We start from the raw sequence: 17,027 nt of genomic DNA on the forward strand, positions 1-17,027 counted from the left end.
TCTTATTTCTATTCATTTGCAGCCTTGGATACACCTTTCACACCATGTCCAGTAATCGTTAAAAAGACCTCATCCAGGGTCGGTTTCTGAACACTTAACTCTGCCAATTCGATTTCTGCTGCTCTTAAGGCAATTAACAAGTCGGTCACCCGGTTGGCGTCTGCCAGAGGGGCCGTAATCTTTCCACCTTCAGCAGAAACGCCTGACTGAATGTTTAGTACCTGTTCAACCAACTGTCTAGCGCGATGCATACTGTTCGAATCTCGAATGCTTAAGTGTAGTGAGGAAGTGCCAACAGACTGTTTAAGTTCATCCACCGTCCCCTCTGCAACGACTCGACCGTGATCAATTACTGCGATTCGGTCAGCCAATTCATCAGCTTCTTGGAGATACTGAGTGGTTAATAATACAGTTGATCCTGTCGTAACCAGCTTGCGAATCGTCTCCCACATTTGATTTCGTGTTCTCGGATCCAGCCCAGTTGTTGGTTCATCCAAGAAAATGAGCGGAGGTTGAGCGATCAGACTGGCAGCAAGGTCCAGTCGACGTCGCATGCCCCCAGAAAAATTTTTCAATGGACGCTTGGCAGCTTCCGTTAAGCCAAACTCCTCCAGCAACTCCATCGCCTTTAACCGCGACTCTTTCTTCCCTAAACCTAACAGCCGGGAAAATATGGTCAGATTTTCGAGAGCACTAAGTGATTCATCAACTGATGCGTACTGACCTGTCACCCCAATCAACTGACGAACAATATGCGCTTCCTTCATAACATCGTAACCGAAGATACGCGCGCTCCCGATATCCGGCCGCAATAATGTGGCCAGCATTCTAATCGTAGTTGTCTTTCCTGCTCCATTTGGACCCAGTACACCGTAAATTGTGCCTGCTTTCACTTGAAGATTGACCCCGTCAACCGCTCGATTATCACCAAACGTTTTGACGAGTCCTTGAGCTTCAACAGCCCACTCGTTATTTTGTCCGATACTCATTGTGATCCTCCATTTCGCTCATATGTTCCTAATTCATTAGAAATTATAGATCACTTTTATGAACTGAATATGAACAACTAAATAAAAAAGGAAAGTAGAAAGTAGCGAAAATGACCCTAATAGATAATTTGTTATAGAACTTATTGCTTAATAAATTGGAGTATGAAAGAGACGCGTGTCTGCGGATCTTTGGCTTATTTTGATTACAGATCAAGCATTGTCTGTGGTTGTGATTTTCACTGACTTGTACAGCTATCGTTATTAGACGAAAATGATGGTTGTTTATCATCTATTTCTCGGTCACGAAGCTGTTGGTTTGCAAGTTGTTGGTAAGTATCATGATGTTTAACTAGCTCATGATGTGTACCGACACCCGTAATTGTTCCGCCCTCTAAAACCACAATTTGCTCTGAATTTACAACAGTTGATAAGCGATGTGCAATGACAAGTGTCGTTCTACCTTTCATTAAATGCTGAAGTGCCTTTTGGACAAGAAACTCTGAAGCGCTGTCTAAGTTAGATGTGGCTTCATCTAGTAAAAGAATCTTTGGATCACGGATTAAAGCTCGAGCAATTGCAATTCGCTGCCTTTGTCCACCAGATAGTTTAATACCACGCTCCCCAACTTCAGTATCTAGTCCTTTCGGAAACTGGGAAATAAATTCTGTAGCATGAGCAAGATCTACTGCTGTTTGAATTTCCTTCTCTGAAACCACTTTTTCCATTCCGTAAATAATATTATCGCGAATTGTTCCTGACATTATTGGACTTTCCTGAGAGACATAACTAAACTTACTACGCCATGAACATAAACTGAAATCCTGAATATTGGTATCTCCGAGTAAAATTTCCCCGGAATTTGGGATATAAAATCTTTCTAGCAAAGCAAATAATGTCGTTTTCCCACTTCCACTTGGACCGACAAATGCCGTTGTTTTTCCATGAGGTATGATCAAGTTCACTTGTTTTATGGTCTGTTCACCATCTTTGTAACGAAAAGAAATATTTTTAAAATGAATATCCTGAGAAGGGTTTTGAACAGTTAACTTATAGTTAGGATGTTCTTTTTGAGTAGATAGAATAGTCTGAATACTAACAGCTCCTCCCATTGCCTTCTGGAATGACGTAAAGAAGGAAGCCATTTGACTAAACGGAACCACAATCTGAAACATGTAAATAATAATGGCGACAAGAGACCCAGCAGATAAGACGCCAGATGCTACGCGAACACCACCATAACCAATGAGTAGAACAAGAATGAGCATCATAATAAAAGATATGAAAGGTGTAATGACTGCAAGTATTCGCGCTTCTTGCAAACCATATTGAAATAAATGGTCAATCTGTGCATTTCCTTTCGTTTTTTCGGTTTTCTCGGCTAGAAAAGCTTTGACAAGGCGAATATCAGCCAACACCCTCCCTAAATTTGCAGAGAAGTTAGCCATCTCATCTTGGTTTAATTTTGAAATGTTATACATTTTTCGACCTAGCGGTGTGATAATGGCAATAGATAAGGGGACAGCAATAAGCATGATTAAGGTCATTTTCCAATCAATGAAAAGAAGAATAACAATGGAACCGATGATGGTAATGATCCCTGTAATAAAAGTAATTAAATGCTGAGTGATTAACGATTTGATCGTATTTGTATCCTGGGTAATCCGGCTCATCGTATCCCCCGATTCATGCTGATCAAAATATGGTAAGGGCAAATGAAGAACTTGTCCCCAGAGCCTCTTTCTAATGGAGGCCACAATGGACTCTCCTATATAAGTCATGAAATAATATGAAAAGCCTGATGAAACGGTCTGAACAATAAAAGCAAATACTAAAAGAAAAATCATTGATAGTTGTAAAGCTGATTGGGAAAGCTGATCAACTAATGATTTTGTAAATAGAGGAACAATTAATCCTGCCCCTGTCTCAAGCAAGCTAAGTATAACAGCCACAACAAATATTTTGACAGGTGGCTTTGATTCTTTAATTAAAAGCCAAAAAGTACGAATATGATCTACTTTAGGAAGGTTCTTTTGTTCCATCTGCATCGGTTAAACTCACTCCTTTCTTTTCTAAATAAAAGTTTAAAGCACGAGCTAGCCACTCCTCCTCTTCAGCTGAAAAAGGAGAATGGTAGTGGAATAACCATGTATCATCTTCTACGTCTTTTTCGGCAATCTCTTGGACAAAAGTAAGATCATCTCCTGTTAGATCGTTTACAATAGTCATCATTTCGTCAATGAGAATTTGAACCCGTTCATCCTCTGGATCAAGATTACATAATCTCTTTAACTCAATTGATATTTCAACCCATTTTTTCTCTATTTCCAACTGCTTATTTTCAGGAATATCAAACATTTCTTCAACCAAATCCCCGTCTATGAAACCTTTTAGCCACTTCTTTTGTTCATGTTCCATTTGAATACTATGAATAAGAGTAATAAACACCGACGGTTCAATCTCCTGATAATCCTCTATAATGTGAAGCGCACGATCCAATGCCTTGATCACATTTTCAATCTGTTGTTTCCTTTGATACATCACTTTTTTCTGAAAGGAAAGAGTATCCTTTAAGTCCCAAGTCTCTTCCTGAAAAAACCCTTTAATTTGTTCCAATGAATAACCTAAAAATTTTAAAGTCAGAATTCTTTGTAAAGTAACGAAATCATGATTTGTATAATAACGTCTTCCCTTTTCTGAAACATATGATGGCTTTAATAATCCAATTTCATCATAATAATGCAAAGTCCGAATTGTAGTTGCTGTTTTCTTGGAAAACTCACCGATCGAATATTTATCTGCCATGCAAAGTCCCTCCATCTAAGATTCTATGACTATCATAAAACCTCACGTAACGTAAGAAGCAAGTGAAAAGTTTTGATTGGGCTGGAATAAATAAGATAGGAGCCGTTCATCAGGTTATCATTCATGATTGCTATAGATCAAAAGCGTCCAACAGATCTGTTTTTAATGATAAAGGACCTTAACCGTCTTTCATTGGTTAAGGCCCTTGGGATTGGCATATGGAGCTGTCTAAAAAATCCTTTTTCAACATAAATCAGGGGGAATTGCGAGCCAGGCGAACAAATTCCGCAATTTTTATTCATTCACACTACTTTCAGGTCACCCCTTTAAAGGATATGTTACTTATGACTGGATCTTCTTTTTTCTTATAATTAAAAAAATGATAAACACTGCAATACCCACTAATAGCAGTATTGTATAAAAGATGTAGGTTGGATTTTTATTTATATCCTCAGGAATAAATCGATTTGCAAGAGGTCCGAGTGATATAAGCAATGCGATAATCACTGTAAACCAAGTTTTTGTATAAAGTGCCGCAACAACAAATATTACAATACAAAAAACGATAATCAAGTTGTTTTGAAAAGGTGTCGCTATGTAAATGGTCTTAAAACCTTGCTTTTTATACCAAAGTAAAATGCAAACAAATAACCCAGTAACTAAAAAATTTGTTCCTATGGTGGCCAAAATCTTGCCCCATTTTGATTGAAGTTTAGGTAATACTTTGAAATACAGAAAACCAAAAATTACTACTCCTATCACTCCTATCATAAATGCAAGCGTTATAATACCTATAGATAATGAAAATTCTCCTTCAATTGCAGGTCCGATACTCATATAGGCAGCCAATAAAAGCAGTATTATTGGTACTAATCCGAAAATTTCACGATAATCTGTTTTCATTGATTCTCCGATACTTTTCATATATTGCTTAGGATTTTCCCCAATTATATGTGTTACATCTTTTCCCTTTGACTCCGCTTCAAGTAAATGAACTTCTAGTTCCTCTGCAATTTCATTAATTTCTTTGTCATTTTTTCCTTTTGAAATTAAGTATAAGCGAAGTTCTTCCAAAAACTGTTCAGACTCTTTAGAAAGCATATTTTTTCACCTCTCCCTTGTATTTAACACATTATCAACAGTGAAGCTTAACTGCTCCCACCGCTTGATAAATAACTTTAGCTCTTGTTCTCCTTTTTCAGTTAATGAGTAATATTTTCTTTTAGGTCCAGCTGTTGATTTTCTTAAAGTAGCACTAATTAATCCTTCCTTTTGCATTCGAAGTAATAAAGGATAAATGGTGCCTTCACTGAAAGAATTAAAACCATACGACTCCAGTCTAGTAGCTAATTCATACCCATAGATTTCTCCATCTTTAATGATTGCTAAAAGACAACCATCTAGAATTCCCTTTAACATTTGAGTATTATCTGCCATAGAATTTACTCCTTCCAATACCTTGTAATACAAGATATGCTTTCATTATAATTATTTATACCTTGCAATACAAGGTATAAATGAAAATAAAAATGCCAATTTGGCTGTCATCATTGTAAGTACATTATTGGTTAGATTCAAAAATTATAATTCATAAACTAAGGTTTGGTACGCCAACACTAAACTAGACAACTTTAGGTGATCAAGCACCCTGTAAATTTGGATGTGATTGTTGCTTCCGCTACTGGATTAAGGGACATCCTTTCATAATTAGAGATCATTTACTCTTAAATGTTTCTGATTTTCAGATCAACTTTGATGGAGCTAAAGCTCTATATGTTCAGAGCAGTATCAATTAGATCGACACATGTACATCCGTAATGCCATTTTTGATTGCCCCTTGCTGATGTCAAATTGTAACATTTCATCTTCCTAATTGAAACTCATACGACTCAGCTCATTTCTCTGTTTTGATTTATTACAAGGTTTTAAATGCGGCTTAAATCCGGAGACTGTTTTAATATTGGGACAGTTTATATCTAATCATTCAGTCTCACATTCACCTATTAAAAAGGGAGTATTGTCCTCCCTCTTTAACTTAATGTTTTACAGGTCATTTGCGGCTGATTTTTCCTATATGTGCTATGATACAATTATAAATATTTTTTTCAGAGAACCGCTTATAATCACCAACTACATAAAACTCTTTTTTAGCTCGCGTTACAGCTACATTTATTAGATTTGGCTTTGAACATGACCAGTTAGCTGCTCCATCGCTATTTTCGTCTGTACCAGTTACTAAATAAACAATATTTGCTTCTTTTCCTTGAAATGTGTGAACCGTACCGATAGATTTCTTCAACCAATCGTTTATGATTTCTGCAGGTATGTTCATGTTTTTTAATCTTTCTTTTAGAATTTTTTTTATTCCATCTTTTACTGCGGTAAAAGGGGAAATGATATACACCTCGGGAGGACCTGAAGTTTCTTTCCATTTTTCAATAATACAGTCTGCCACCAAATCTGCTTGCTCTTTAACAAATTGTCGGTTTGTAGCAGGTCCTTTACAGTCAAGCCACCCACTTACACCCTGTCCCTCTATTCCTAAAACCATTTTATTATCGTAGGCTATTTCATTGGCAATGCTAAACATTGGATCAAAACATCTTCTATGAACCCATAAAGGTGTTCCAATCCATTGCCCACAGCTGTTTTCCATTCCATATGGGTTTGCTGCATCTGCTAATGTTTGAACTGAGGTACCCAATCCAATATATCTATCATTTACATTGAAGTATTTTTTAATATTTCCTAAAATTGTTTTATCAATTGTGACAACAGGCTCAATTTGAATTGGGTCACCTACTGCTACAATTTTTTCAGATCTCCATATAGCACCTGCTGCTTGCTGAGGGCTAGCTTGTCCTGCCTCATCTATAAATAAATAATGAATAAAGTCTTTTTCTATACCTTTATACATAGAACTAAAACTTGCAAATGTTGTGCTTACTAAAGGGGTTATTAGATGAACCGTTTGCCACATGTTCTTAAGATATTCTTGATGATCCTTATCATTAAGATCTAAATTTGTTCGATTAATTAATAAGCGTAAAGTAGACTTAATTGCTTCAAAATTAAAGGATAATATTAATTTATGAATTTTCATTGCTTTTAAAAACAATAATCCTCTTTTGAAATTTAGTTCATCTGTAAGCCAAATTGTATTTAATTGCCGAGTTTCGTATGCCTGTTCAGACCAATATTCATTCTCTGGTAACACAAGACCCTGCATACTATAATCGTCTAGCTGTTTTTCATAACTAGATATTTTTTGCTTAGTATCATTTAGGGTTTTGTTATATTCGTCTATTTTTTTGCTATTTAAATGAAGCTTTCTTTCCTCTTCTCTCAAACAAGAAATTATACGATTGATTTCATTTTTCAACTCGATATTTTCATTGTTTTTTTTGTTTAAGATCCTTTGTAAAATGGATGGTTTTGGTAAATTTTGAATCTGTTGTTCTATCAGTTGTTTTTGCTTTTCTAAATAAATTTTCTCATTTTCTGCATTAATTTTTTCTTGCTTAAGTATAAGCAGTTGATTCTCTAACCATTTGAATTGGTCAGTATAAACTTGTATTTGTTTAAATTCATCATGAAATCTTTGAAGATCTTTCTTTTTTTGTTGCACACAATTTAAAATGTCTTCAAAATCATTTACAGCCTCTTTCCAATCCTTTATGTCAACTTGCTTACTGTCCCGCTCCAGTTGTTTAAGAAATGCCTGTTCATCATTATTTCTGCCAAACAACTTCCAACCAAATGCAGCTATATTATCAGATTTTCCAAGAGCTCCTGAAAACAGTCCCCATGCATTTTCATTACGACCTAGAAGATCTTTTGCGGCAGAAGGGTACATAGATAAATTCTTTGCCTCTTTAGCATACAACTCCTCAAATTCCTTAAACTTAACTTTATCATCAATTGGTCGAATAACTTCATCTTGTTTAGGAAGATCCTTTGAAATATTTTCAACTGCACCATTGTTGCTTGAAGCAACAACCATTGAATAGTTGTTTATTTTTGAATCTAATAAATAGATAGGATAATAGAAGCCATCTAAGTTTATCGTTTTTACTTTTGTAAAAGCTTTAGTAGGGTGATCTAGTTGTACCATTTCTCTTGCTCTTTGAACGACAATGTCTGCAAAGATATCTTTTAATAATGTCGTCTTTCCTGTCCCTGGCGGTCCGTTGACAGAACTAATTTTTTGATTTTTATTTAGTATTTGGTTTACCGCTACTTGCTGCATTAAAGACAATCTATGGTTTACCGGTGATGGCCAACGACCATTTGGTAAATTTTTCGGCTGTAAAAGCTCTTCAATATATTCTCTATTTTCATTTATATTCAATCTTTCTTCATTAGATGTTCCTTTAATAAACTGACGGAGTGTGTCATTTTCTCCTTTTGATATTATTAGTTCTAAGTCATTTAAATAAAAACTATTAAAATTTTTAGATAGAGATTTTTGGTCTGACTTTAAGATCTGGATTTCCAGATAATTCAATGAACTGTTATTTAATTGATGAAAATATTGCTGGTAAACTTGTTGAATGGAAAGTAAGGCTTCTTTTTTCACTCCATTAGAAAAGATGGTCTGTGCCTGTTCTTCAAAAAGTTTTAACTGATTTTGAAAAGGTGTTTTTAGTTCCTCATAATGCATTTTCGAGTTTTCTGCCATCAATTTCATGACATACATTAAAAAAGGAACGAACATCGAATCTTTTATATAATTTCCATTTTCATCTACTAAAAAAGAAAAACTAAATAAGGTTTTATAATCCTTATTGATAATCTCATCGTTATTTTTGAAAATATCTCGTATAAAACTGACGAGTTTATGATGCTCAAAACAAGCACAGTAGTAACGGAACTGAATTTGATGTTCCTTATTTTTTAATTGGTCGTTCTGCCAAGGGTGTTCATTTAAATCTACCAAACGCGTTCGATGTCGATTTTTATTATCTATGAAATAACTTTTTTTCAAAAAATCTCCCTTACCAGTAACTTCACCTGGTGCTAATGCTTCAACTAAATGCCAAGCCTTCAGCACAGATTGTAATCTCGTTTTTTGCATTTTTTCACTCCCACTATTGTTACCTTAAAGATTTGCAAAGCCTTCATCAAATAGAATCCATATGAAACCTAGTCAGTAACCATTCTTTTATTTACGACTCTTTGCCCGTGTTTTGAATACCTTGGTGTACGATTATGTGTTGAATTGGGAAATTTGCTCGCTTTCCGCGGGCCTCCCTGATTTATGTTGAAAAAGGGCTTGTTAGACAGCTCCATTGAGTAGCCTTTTATACAATGAGCCTATTTCAGAGGCTTCTTTTATAAGGTTTCTTATAATAGCGATTTAAAGGTCTTTTTCATCCACCTTAATACATGAGTAGTATAATAAATCATACTCTAATTGTCCAAGTTCATCTAGTGGCTTAAAGCGCAGTAGAGGTTCATCACTATAAATAAATTTCCAGAAGAACGTTCTTTAGTTGGGCTTGTTGACTTCCAGGGCTGATAGATTAAATTCCTCATGTAATTGTCTTGGGCTAGTGGGGGATTTGCTCTATGGAAGATTCGATCTATTATTGCTGGGTCGCCCAGACATACCCCCTCTTATGGCTAGCTATTCAAGTGAATTCATTAACTCAAAGAAGTATTTTTGGTTCTGAGTCTGATAAAGATTGAACCATGCATGTAATGTTTCAGAGGCAAACACTTCTAGTATCTTCAATACATGCATCGTAAATTCTAACGGAGCTATACCTGATGCAGTAACTAAATTCCCATCCGTTACTGCTGGCTCCATTTGATAATATTTTTCTCCAAATTAGGACAAACCATTTTCAAATAGTCTAGATTGTTGCTTGTATGCCTTCTGGAGTCTAACAATCCCTTCTTTGCAAGTCCCATTGTTGCACCACAAATCGCCGCAACAACAGTCCCTTCTTTTAAAGATTTAGAAACTTTTTTCAATATTGGTTCATGAATTGCTTCCATCCAAGTATTTCCGCCCGGAAGAATGAAAACATCATCTCTTTCTAAAATACAATCTTCAATAGAAATACTAGGTAGTATTTTCAATCCTCCCATTGTAGTAACAGAATTGGTATCAACGCCTACTGTAACCACCTTTAGAGGTGCTAACTCTTTTTTGAAATACCTTCCAGAGTTTAGTTCCGCAATTAAATAACCTATCTCCCAGTCTGACATTGTATCAAATACATTGTATGCATAACACGCACTCCTTTTATCATTGATTAATCGCTATACTCTATTATAAAAAAACATTACTGCCATCAATTTTTAAACTACTTCAAACAGATTGTTTCAATTAATTTACCATTATCTTTTTCCTATAGAAGCAATACCGCTACATTTGAAGTCTGTTCCCTGAAATGATGTCCTAGCACTGATTCATAACAAATTTACTTCCGACTGAAGGTCATTTGACAAAAAATCCATATGAATCAACAATTATACATTTAGGTTATCACTATTCGTTCCATAGATGATCTTCCAACTGAAGTTATTGATTTAAGCCCTTCAAATGTTACTTAATCATTCTTTATTATTCTTGAATATTTTATACTTTCTTATTTCTTTACTTTGCCTCCCCCTATATTTAGAGCCGTGAATAGATCTTGTCGAGTTGAGAGAAATACTCCTTTTGATCAAAGTAAAAAGCGGGAATTTTCTTCAGCCATTCAACATTATTTCCAATGCGATCTACACTCTGACTTATATTCAAACCAACTTTTTCCCATATCACCTGACCATTTTGTTTTAGTACTTCTGCTATAACAACCGTACAATTTAAATCACAGTCATCAGGGCAAATTAAAACAGGTACCATTTCTTCTAAATTGTTTGAGTAAAATCTCTCTTTTAAAATAGTCTTCTCTTCTTCTATGTACATCCAATCAGCTAGAGGGGGAATTAACCCAAGAAAATTCATCTTTGGATAGAGATGATCAAGAATTCTATCCAAAGGAGTACCGTCTATTACAATTGTAAAATGGTCTTCTCTACTATATTTGCTTTTTAGATTTAATACTTCTATTTTGTTAGACATTCCATATCCATCCTTCTTATATTGAGGTGGGATTTTCTGCTTCAAATTATGATCATACCCTTCCCGTTCCTGAAAATCTACTATTCTCGTCACCAATCCAGCACCGTAACATGGACCATGATCATACTAGCAATGAACTGTTTATCAGCAGAGAATTCAACATATAGTTTTCTCGTTTATTAACTCTTTATATCTGCCTGACCATTGAAGAACATCTTTTTAAAAAAATCGACAGGAGTGCGTGGCATCCTTTGAAAAAGCTCTCCACATTCTTCTCTCTGCAAAAATGTCATGTCTTTAAAGATTCGGGCTTCTAGCTTTTTTAGAGCTTGAGCGAACTCTGTTTGATCACTTTAGCGACATTTGGTCACTGCTCTTGACGAACTAAGTTGATGACAGCTACTAATGGCTAATGAAAAGCACAAAATTGGGGTATTTAAGAAGAAGTGACTCAAATTTGCTGGATCAGTGTTGTGAGTTAGGTTACATCCCTTCTTTCAAAACGCTCATAATATCCGAACATTTTTGACTGTGCCAATATAACCCACCGATCTTTTGAAGACTGTAGATCCTCATGAATCTGTATGATACTTCCATAAACACTCTAATCTATGCCAATACTGTTAACTTTCCACACTTCAATTCCTCTTTGAACAATGCATATATCTTCGCTTATAATACGGTTCTTATGACAAATGTCACCCGATTTTGATGACATCACTTACTAAAATCCGCTTCCTGTCACATATACAATGGAATCAGGAGGTATCAAAATGAACGAAGTTGTGCGCTTAACCAATGTAACAAAGTCATATAAACATAAAACAGCGGTTCAATCTATCAGTTTCTCAATTAAAAAAGGGGACATCACAGCCATTCTGGGGCCGAACGGGGCCGGGAAAACGACGTTGATTTCAATGATGCTGGGGCTGTTAAAGCCGACAGACGGTGACATTACATTATTCCATGCCTCACCGCAAGAAAGGCGCGTTCACGAAAAAATCGGGACGATGCTGCAGGAAGTCAGCGTGATGCCAGGGTTAAATGCAGGTGAAATTGTAGAACTCGTCCGGAGCTACTATCCAAAGCCCTTACCCCTCGAAAAACTTTTGAGTTTAACAGGCCTGACAGATCGCGATTTAAAAACTCGGGCAGAAAAGTTGTCCGGTGGACAAAAACGCCGTCTCAGTTTTGCCTTGGCACTTGCCGGTGATCCTGAGCTAATGATCTTTGACGAACCGACTGTCGGTATGGACATTACATCAAGAAACCGTTTTTGGCAAACAATCCATACCCTTGCTGACCAAGGAAAAACAATTATTTTTTCCACTCACTATTTACAGGAAGCAGATGATGCCGCACAGCGAATTTTGCTCTTTAAAGACGGCAGCATTGTCGCAGATGGAACACCGCAGGAAATCAAAGCAAGCATCGCCAAGCAGTCGGTTTCTTTTATAGTAGATCCAGAAAAACCGTTGGCGAAACTGTATCAACATCCTGATATTGAGCGGACTTACCGAAAAAACAATCGCATCTTCATCGAAACTGCCAATACGGACAAGATCCTGGCACTCATTTTTGAAGAAAAGATTGGTGCTTATGATATTCAAATCGAACGAGGGAATCTGGAAAAGGCGTTCAGCCAGCTGACAGGCAAAGGAGACGATGAAACATGAGAATATTTCATATGCAGTGCAAAACAGAGATCAAAAGAATCCTCAGAAATCGATATTATGTTTTTTGGTCGCTGGCCATGCCAATTGCTTTCTATTATATTTTCACTAATGTTGTCAACACGAATGCTTCCAACCCTGTGGATTGGAAGGCGCATTATTTAATGTCGATGACATCATTCAGCGTGATGGGCTCTTCAATCATGACGCTAGGAATTCGCATGGTTCAAGAGCGGACTCAAGGATGGTCAACGTTTATTCGCGTGACTCCTCTCCCTGATCATGTATATTTTGCTGCACAAATGGCCGGGCAAAGCGTCATTCATATCCTGTCGATTATGGTGATCTTTTTATCCGGTGCTTTGATCAACGGAATTTCTTTATCCGCACTTGAATGGTACCTGAGCGGCTTGTGGATCTTGCTTGGCTCGCTCCCATTTCTAGCGATCGGGACATTGATTGGGATGATGAAAAAAGTCGATACAGCGGCAGGTGTCAGTAACGTACTCTATATGTTGCTCGCTGTTGGCGGCGGAATGTGGATGCCGCTTGAGGTGATGCCGAAAATGATGCAAAATATCGGCTATTGGCTGCCATCCTATCATTTTGGCAGCGGAGCATGGGAGATTGTACAAGGTCGAATGCCCGACTGGCAAAGCATTCTGATTCTATTAACCTATTCATCCATATTTATGCTACTATCTAAATATGTGAGAAAAAAACAAGAAGCGGTGTGAGCAACAATGAAAAAATCCTTCAGCTTGTTTCCGAGCCGATACGGCTTTTTCCCCTATATTTTTCTACTCTATTTGCTGTTGCCGATTAGCTATTTGGCGAATGAGCCGGCAGGGATGAAACAGCTGATCGGTTTTGGTTTGTTGCTGCTTTTCTGCGTGACATACCGACAGCTTTATTTTATTTCACCGCAAAAAAAATTATTTTCTTATTGGTTGGCCATCCAGCTTTCGATTATTTTGATCTACTGTGTATTGTATGATATCAACTTTGTGTTTTTAGGCTTTTTTTCAGCGAACTTTATCGGCTATTATCGGGAAAAAAAGACATTCCAGCGTGGGCTCGCCAGCTTAGTGGCTGTATTGGTCGGCCCTTTCATCTATCACCTGCTGAAAGACGAATCCCTGAGTAACCAGATCTTTTATTTTTTGCCTTTTCTCATCATTATGCTCATTTCACCATTCGGCATCCGTTCCATGAACCGCCGCATGGAGCTGGAGCAAAAGCTTAATGAGGCAAATCAGCATATTCAGGAATTGATCAAGCGTGAGGAGCGTGTACGGATTGCCCGCGATCTTCACGATACACTTGGACATACTCTGTCACTTCTCACACTAAAAAGCCAGCTTGTCCAGCGGACTGTCGTGAGCGATCCCGATCGGGCACAAAAAGAAGCCAGAGAAATCGAAATCACATCAAGAGCGGCCTTAAAACAAGTACGTGAACTCGTGTCCGATATGAAAATGGCAACCATCGCAGAAGAGCTGATCTACATCCAGCAAATTCTACGGGCTGCGGGAATAACATTCGAATACATGGGAGACTCCGATTTTTCAAATATCCCTCCTGTGACACAAAACATTGTCAGCATGTGTATCCGCGAAGCTGTCACAAATGTCGTTAAACACAGCTGCGCCACCCACTGCATCGTTTCTATTTCACAAACAGGCGAAAACATGAGCATTGTCATCAAGGACGACGGAATGGGGATTGATCAGCAAAAGCTGTTCGGAAACGGCTTGCATGGGATGGGTGAAAGACTCGCGCTTATCAACGGAGACATTGACGTTTTAACCCATAATGGTGCTGTGTTAAAAATAACCATCCCTATGATAAAAAAAGAATGAAAGGAGAACATGCTATGATTCGGATATTCATTGCCGAGGATCAGAAGATGCTGTTAAGCGCGCTAGGCTCCCTGTTGGATCTGGAAGAAGATATGAAAGTGATCGGCCAGGCGTCCAACGGCGAAGAAGCGCTCACAGCCATTCTCAAACTGGAGCCGGATGTCTGCCTCATCGATATTGAAATGCCGATCAAAAGCGGCTTAGAGGTGGCTGAGGAGCTCGCGAGTCGAGGCTCAAAAAGCAAAATTATCATTTTAACAACATTTGCCCGCCCCGGCTACTTTGAACGCGCTGTCAAAAGCAATGTCCACGGCTATTTGCTGAAGGATGGAGAAATCGAGGAGCTCGCAGCAGCCATCCGCAAATCCACAGAAGGTAAACGAACCTTCAGCCCGGAACTCACCTTCGACGTCATCCGCGAAACAAACCCACTGACGGAACGCGAACAGGACATCCTGCGCCTCGCGGCTCTTGGTAAGTCGACGAAAGAAATCTCCGAAGAACTTTTCTTGTCGTCAGGGACTGTCCGGAATTATATTTCTGAAATGATGCAAAAGCTAGATGCGAAAAACCGGATGGAGGCGGTGAGAATTGCAGAGGGAAAGGGATGGGTTTGATGAGGGTGGTCTAGATGATTGGAAGTTCATTGCATGATAGGGGTTTCTGAGGCTAAAAAGGTTTATGACCTTTTAGGTTTTAGGCTAGTCTTTTTTATAACAACCATCACCAAACATTCACACCCTCTATGGTTGTAAACCAACTATTAATACATGACGACCTTAAGGCGCATGTGAAATAACTTACACACTTTTCTTAACAAACTCTTTTTGCATGTTTCTTGAACAAATTGATCATTAGTCGATTCATTCACCTGAATATTCTTTTAGTTGTTCAATACCGATTTTTATCGCTCTTTTTTCTGTATGAATCAGTGATAAACCTTGTGTGATTGGACTCCAATACTCATATGAATACTCGTCATCCCATTTAAGCCACGCAAAGACTTCTGTTGTGTAAAGTCCATCATGTCTTTTAATAATTTCAACTTTATATTCTTTACTTGGTGATAAAATTTCTTTTATAACTTCCATTTTTTCACTTCCCTTAAAAAAATGAGCCCGCTGATTTCCAATTTTGATAATCTCTCTTATGATGTTAAAAGTGACAAAACTATGGATTAAAGAGAGAGGCGCAAAGGATGATTAATATGGCTCATTTTATAATATCAAATTCATACCTGAGGAAGAAGGACTATCACAAAGACAAACAATTAAAAAATTTGGTATTTCAAACAATACAGTAAATAACACTAACGTTGCATTAAATAAAACGAACAATTAGAAATACTCAAAAAGTTCAATTTTCTTATTTTACGCAAAGAAAAAGTCCTTTATAATGGATAAGTCAGGTGGTAATCCCGTCCAAATCCAAACATAAAGGACACTCTCATGAGTAAGATTACACGAAAAACATCATTTGGACAATGGTTTTCACCAATAAATTTTCAACTATTATTCAAACCGCATTATGCCATTAAAAATGATTGACTCCAGCACCGTGCCCTTAAATCTAACCCATCATCCGTGGGCTGAATTCCGTAAAACAAAAGCCGGTGTGAAGTTGCATTTGCGGCTTGCGTTTATGGAAAAAGGGATCTCGTATCCTGAAAAGGCTGTAATCACAACGTCAAAGGAACATGACCGCGGTCAGCTTGAGGTCATGGTGGACGACAAGGAATGCATGTATGTGTTTGACCGTGGTTATTTGGACTATGAGCGCTTTGATCGCATGACGGACGATAGCTACTTTTTCCTTTCTAGACTACGGAAAATTTGCGATTTTAAACTACCTAAAGAATCTTCTGTTTTATCCGATCAAATGGTCTTGATTGGAACACCTCAAAACCGTGCAGAGAACTACTTTCGACGGATAAAAGTGCTTGATTCCAAAGGGAATGAGCTTCAACTGATCACCAATCGATTTGATGTAAGTGCCGAAGACATTTCACAGATGTACAGATCGAATTGTTTTTTAAGTGGATAAAACAGCATCTCCGTATCAAAAAGTTCTATGGTCAAAGTGAATGGGCCATCCAAAACCAACTATTTATTGCCTTAATTGTCTTTTGCCTGCATGTTCTCGTTCAAATCGAAACGAATAGCAAGCGGAAAACCTTGCAAATTAGCCGTTATTTGAGTGCTGCATTGTGGAAGCCAGCGCATATTTGGTTACGAAAGATTGAAGGAAAAACGATTCCTTAATGGATATTGTCGTTGTCGCAACTGTCTAAATGTAAATAAAAACCAAGTGGATGAAACCACCTTTAATTGGGTAGTCACCTTTTTGGCTCTAAATTCCAATAAATTAAGTTCTGAACATTCAAATAATATTCATGCAACACTAATGAGTAAGTAATTATTTAAGAAAATGAAGCTCCCTGATATGTTAACACTTAACTAGACGGCTTTTTTAGGTTGTTCAAGTTTGAACTCAATTGGGTTAGGATAGCCTAATGTCCATGGATTCGTTTGTGATTACGGATTAACCCCCTAATTTTGGACAGTTCTAACTTAAGCTAGTTTATGCTTAAAATTTCTATAAATGTGATCAAAACCATGGCAGA

The 17,027-nt window shown here is 37.4% G+C and carries 12 protein-coding genes and 2 pseudogenes; 5 read left to right on the forward strand and 9 right to left on the reverse strand.

Going from position 1 to position 17,027, the window contains the following annotated elements:
• Window positions 1-8: 8 nt before the first annotated feature.
• The 8 genes and pseudogenes from HOO54_RS21465 to HOO54_RS21500 all read right to left on the reverse strand — a co-directional run bounded on the left by HOO54_RS21465 (window position 9) and on the right by HOO54_RS21500 (window position 10,869).
• Complete coding sequence (locus HOO54_RS21465) at window positions 9-989, reverse strand: ATP-binding cassette domain-containing protein (RefSeq protein WP_172298927.1); 981 nt, start codon at window positions 987-989, stop codon at window positions 9-11.
• A gap of 236 nt (window positions 990-1,225) precedes the next feature.
• Complete coding sequence (locus HOO54_RS21470) at window positions 1,226-3,028, reverse strand: ABC transporter ATP-binding protein (protein ID WP_172299764.1); 1,803 nt, start codon at window positions 3,026-3,028, stop codon at window positions 1,226-1,228.
• Window positions 3,006-3,791, reverse strand: a complete 786-nt coding sequence (locus tag HOO54_RS21475; protein WP_172298929.1) for a MerR family transcriptional regulator — start codon at window positions 3,789-3,791, stop codon at window positions 3,006-3,008. The genes HOO54_RS21470 and HOO54_RS21475 overlap by 23 nt, the downstream gene beginning before the upstream one ends.
• 342 nt (window positions 3,792-4,133) lie before the next feature.
• Window positions 4,134-4,892 carry a hypothetical protein gene (locus HOO54_RS21480; protein WP_172298931.1) on the reverse strand — a complete coding sequence of 253 codons (759 nt, stop codon included), beginning with the start codon at window positions 4,890-4,892 and terminating at the stop codon, window positions 4,134-4,136.
• A 6-nt stretch (window positions 4,893-4,898) separates the two neighbouring features.
• Window positions 4,899-5,228: a PadR family transcriptional regulator gene (locus tag HOO54_RS21485; RefSeq protein ID WP_172298933.1), complete on the reverse strand. Its 330-nt coding sequence runs from the start codon at window positions 5,226-5,228 to the stop codon at window positions 4,899-4,901.
• 613 nt (window positions 5,229-5,841) lie between these two features.
• Window positions 5,842-8,868 carry a DEAD/DEAH box helicase gene (locus tag HOO54_RS21490; RefSeq protein ID WP_172298935.1) on the reverse strand — a complete coding sequence of 1,009 codons (3,027 nt, stop codon included), beginning with the start codon at window positions 8,866-8,868 and terminating at the stop codon, window positions 5,842-5,844.
• Window positions 8,869-9,420: 552 nt separating this feature from the next.
• Window positions 9,421-10,007: pseudogene (locus HOO54_RS21495) on the reverse strand (type 1 glutamine amidotransferase family protein).
• 412 nt (window positions 10,008-10,419) lie between these two features.
• A complete protein-coding gene (locus tag HOO54_RS21500; RefSeq protein WP_172298937.1) occupies window positions 10,420-10,869 on the reverse strand; it encodes a hypothetical protein in 450 nt (149 codons plus the stop codon).
• A 773-nt stretch (window positions 10,870-11,642) separates the two neighbouring features.
• Here HOO54_RS21500 and HOO54_RS21505 point away from each other — a divergent pair.
• Genes HOO54_RS21505 through HOO54_RS21520 form a run of 4 tightly spaced genes read left to right on the forward strand, consistent with a single transcriptional unit; the run spans window position 11,643 to window position 15,021 of the window.
• Window positions 11,643-12,545 (forward strand): ABC transporter ATP-binding protein, encoded by a 903-nt coding sequence (locus HOO54_RS21505; protein ID WP_172298939.1) that lies wholly within the window; start codon window positions 11,643-11,645, stop codon window positions 12,543-12,545.
• Window positions 12,542-13,279 (forward strand): ABC transporter permease, encoded by a 738-nt coding sequence (locus HOO54_RS21510; protein WP_172298941.1) that lies wholly within the window; start codon window positions 12,542-12,544, stop codon window positions 13,277-13,279. The genes HOO54_RS21505 and HOO54_RS21510 overlap by 4 nt, the downstream gene beginning before the upstream one ends.
• 6 nt (window positions 13,280-13,285) lie before the next feature.
• Entirely contained in the window at window positions 13,286-14,404 is a 1,119-nt protein-coding gene (locus tag HOO54_RS21515) for a sensor histidine kinase (protein ID WP_172298943.1), read from the forward strand.
• A 14-nt stretch (window positions 14,405-14,418) separates the two neighbouring features.
• The gene (locus HOO54_RS21520; protein ID WP_172298945.1) at window positions 14,419-15,021 is read left to right on the forward strand and encodes a response regulator transcription factor; all 603 of its coding nucleotides are present in this window, start codon (window positions 14,419-14,421) and stop codon (window positions 15,019-15,021) included.
• Window positions 15,022-15,267: 246 nt separating this feature from the next.
• Here HOO54_RS21520 and HOO54_RS21525 read toward each other — a convergent pair whose 3' ends face one another.
• Entirely contained in the window at window positions 15,268-15,495 is a 228-nt protein-coding gene (locus HOO54_RS21525) for a hypothetical protein (protein WP_172298947.1), read from the reverse strand.
• Window positions 15,496-15,919: 424 nt separating this feature from the next.
• On the opposite strand from HOO54_RS21525, the pseudogene HOO54_RS21530 reads away from it, so the two are divergent.
• A pseudogene (locus HOO54_RS21530) lies at window positions 15,920-16,665 on the forward strand (IS4 family transposase); the annotation flags it as partial.
• Window positions 16,666-17,027: the final 362 nt, after the last annotated feature.

Source organism: Bacillus sp. WMMC1349, assembly GCF_013155385.1.
In the GTDB taxonomy this organism is placed as follows: Bacteria; Bacillota; Bacilli; order Bacillales; family Bacillaceae; genus Bacillus.

Bases quoted from the DNA above. Each gene is read 5' to 3' on its own strand.
- HOO54_RS21465 (WP_172298927.1), bottom strand. From the start codon at position 989: ATGAGTATCGGACAAAATAACGAGTGGGCTGTTGAAGCTCAAGGACTC.
- HOO54_RS21470 (WP_172299764.1), bottom strand. From the start codon at position 3,028: ATGGAACAAAAGAACCTTCCTAAAGTAGATCATATTCGTACTTTTTGG.
- HOO54_RS21475 (WP_172298929.1), bottom strand. From the start codon at position 3,791: ATGGCAGATAAATATTCGATCGGTGAGTTTTCCAAGAAAACAGCAACT.
- HOO54_RS21480 (WP_172298931.1), bottom strand. From the start codon at position 4,892: ATGCTTTCTAAAGAGTCTGAACAGTTTTTGGAAGAACTTCGCTTATAC.
- HOO54_RS21485 (WP_172298933.1), bottom strand. From the start codon at position 5,228: ATGGCAGATAATACTCAAATGTTAAAGGGAATTCTAGATGGTTGTCTT.
- HOO54_RS21490 (WP_172298935.1), bottom strand. From the start codon at position 8,868: ATGCAAAAAACGAGATTACAATCTGTGCTGAAGGCTTGGCATTTAGTT.
- HOO54_RS21500 (WP_172298937.1), bottom strand. From the start codon at position 10,869: ATGTCTAACAAAATAGAAGTATTAAATCTAAAAAGCAAATATAGTAGA.
- HOO54_RS21505 (WP_172298939.1), top strand. From the start codon at position 11,643: ATGAACGAAGTTGTGCGCTTAACCAATGTAACAAAGTCATATAAACAT.
- HOO54_RS21510 (WP_172298941.1), top strand. From the start codon at position 12,542: ATGAGAATATTTCATATGCAGTGCAAAACAGAGATCAAAAGAATCCTC.
- HOO54_RS21515 (WP_172298943.1), top strand. From the start codon at position 13,286: ATGAAAAAATCCTTCAGCTTGTTTCCGAGCCGATACGGCTTTTTCCCC.
- HOO54_RS21520 (WP_172298945.1), top strand. From the start codon at position 14,419: ATGATTCGGATATTCATTGCCGAGGATCAGAAGATGCTGTTAAGCGCG.
- HOO54_RS21525 (WP_172298947.1), bottom strand. From the start codon at position 15,495: ATGGAAGTTATAAAAGAAATTTTATCACCAAGTAAAGAATATAAAGTT.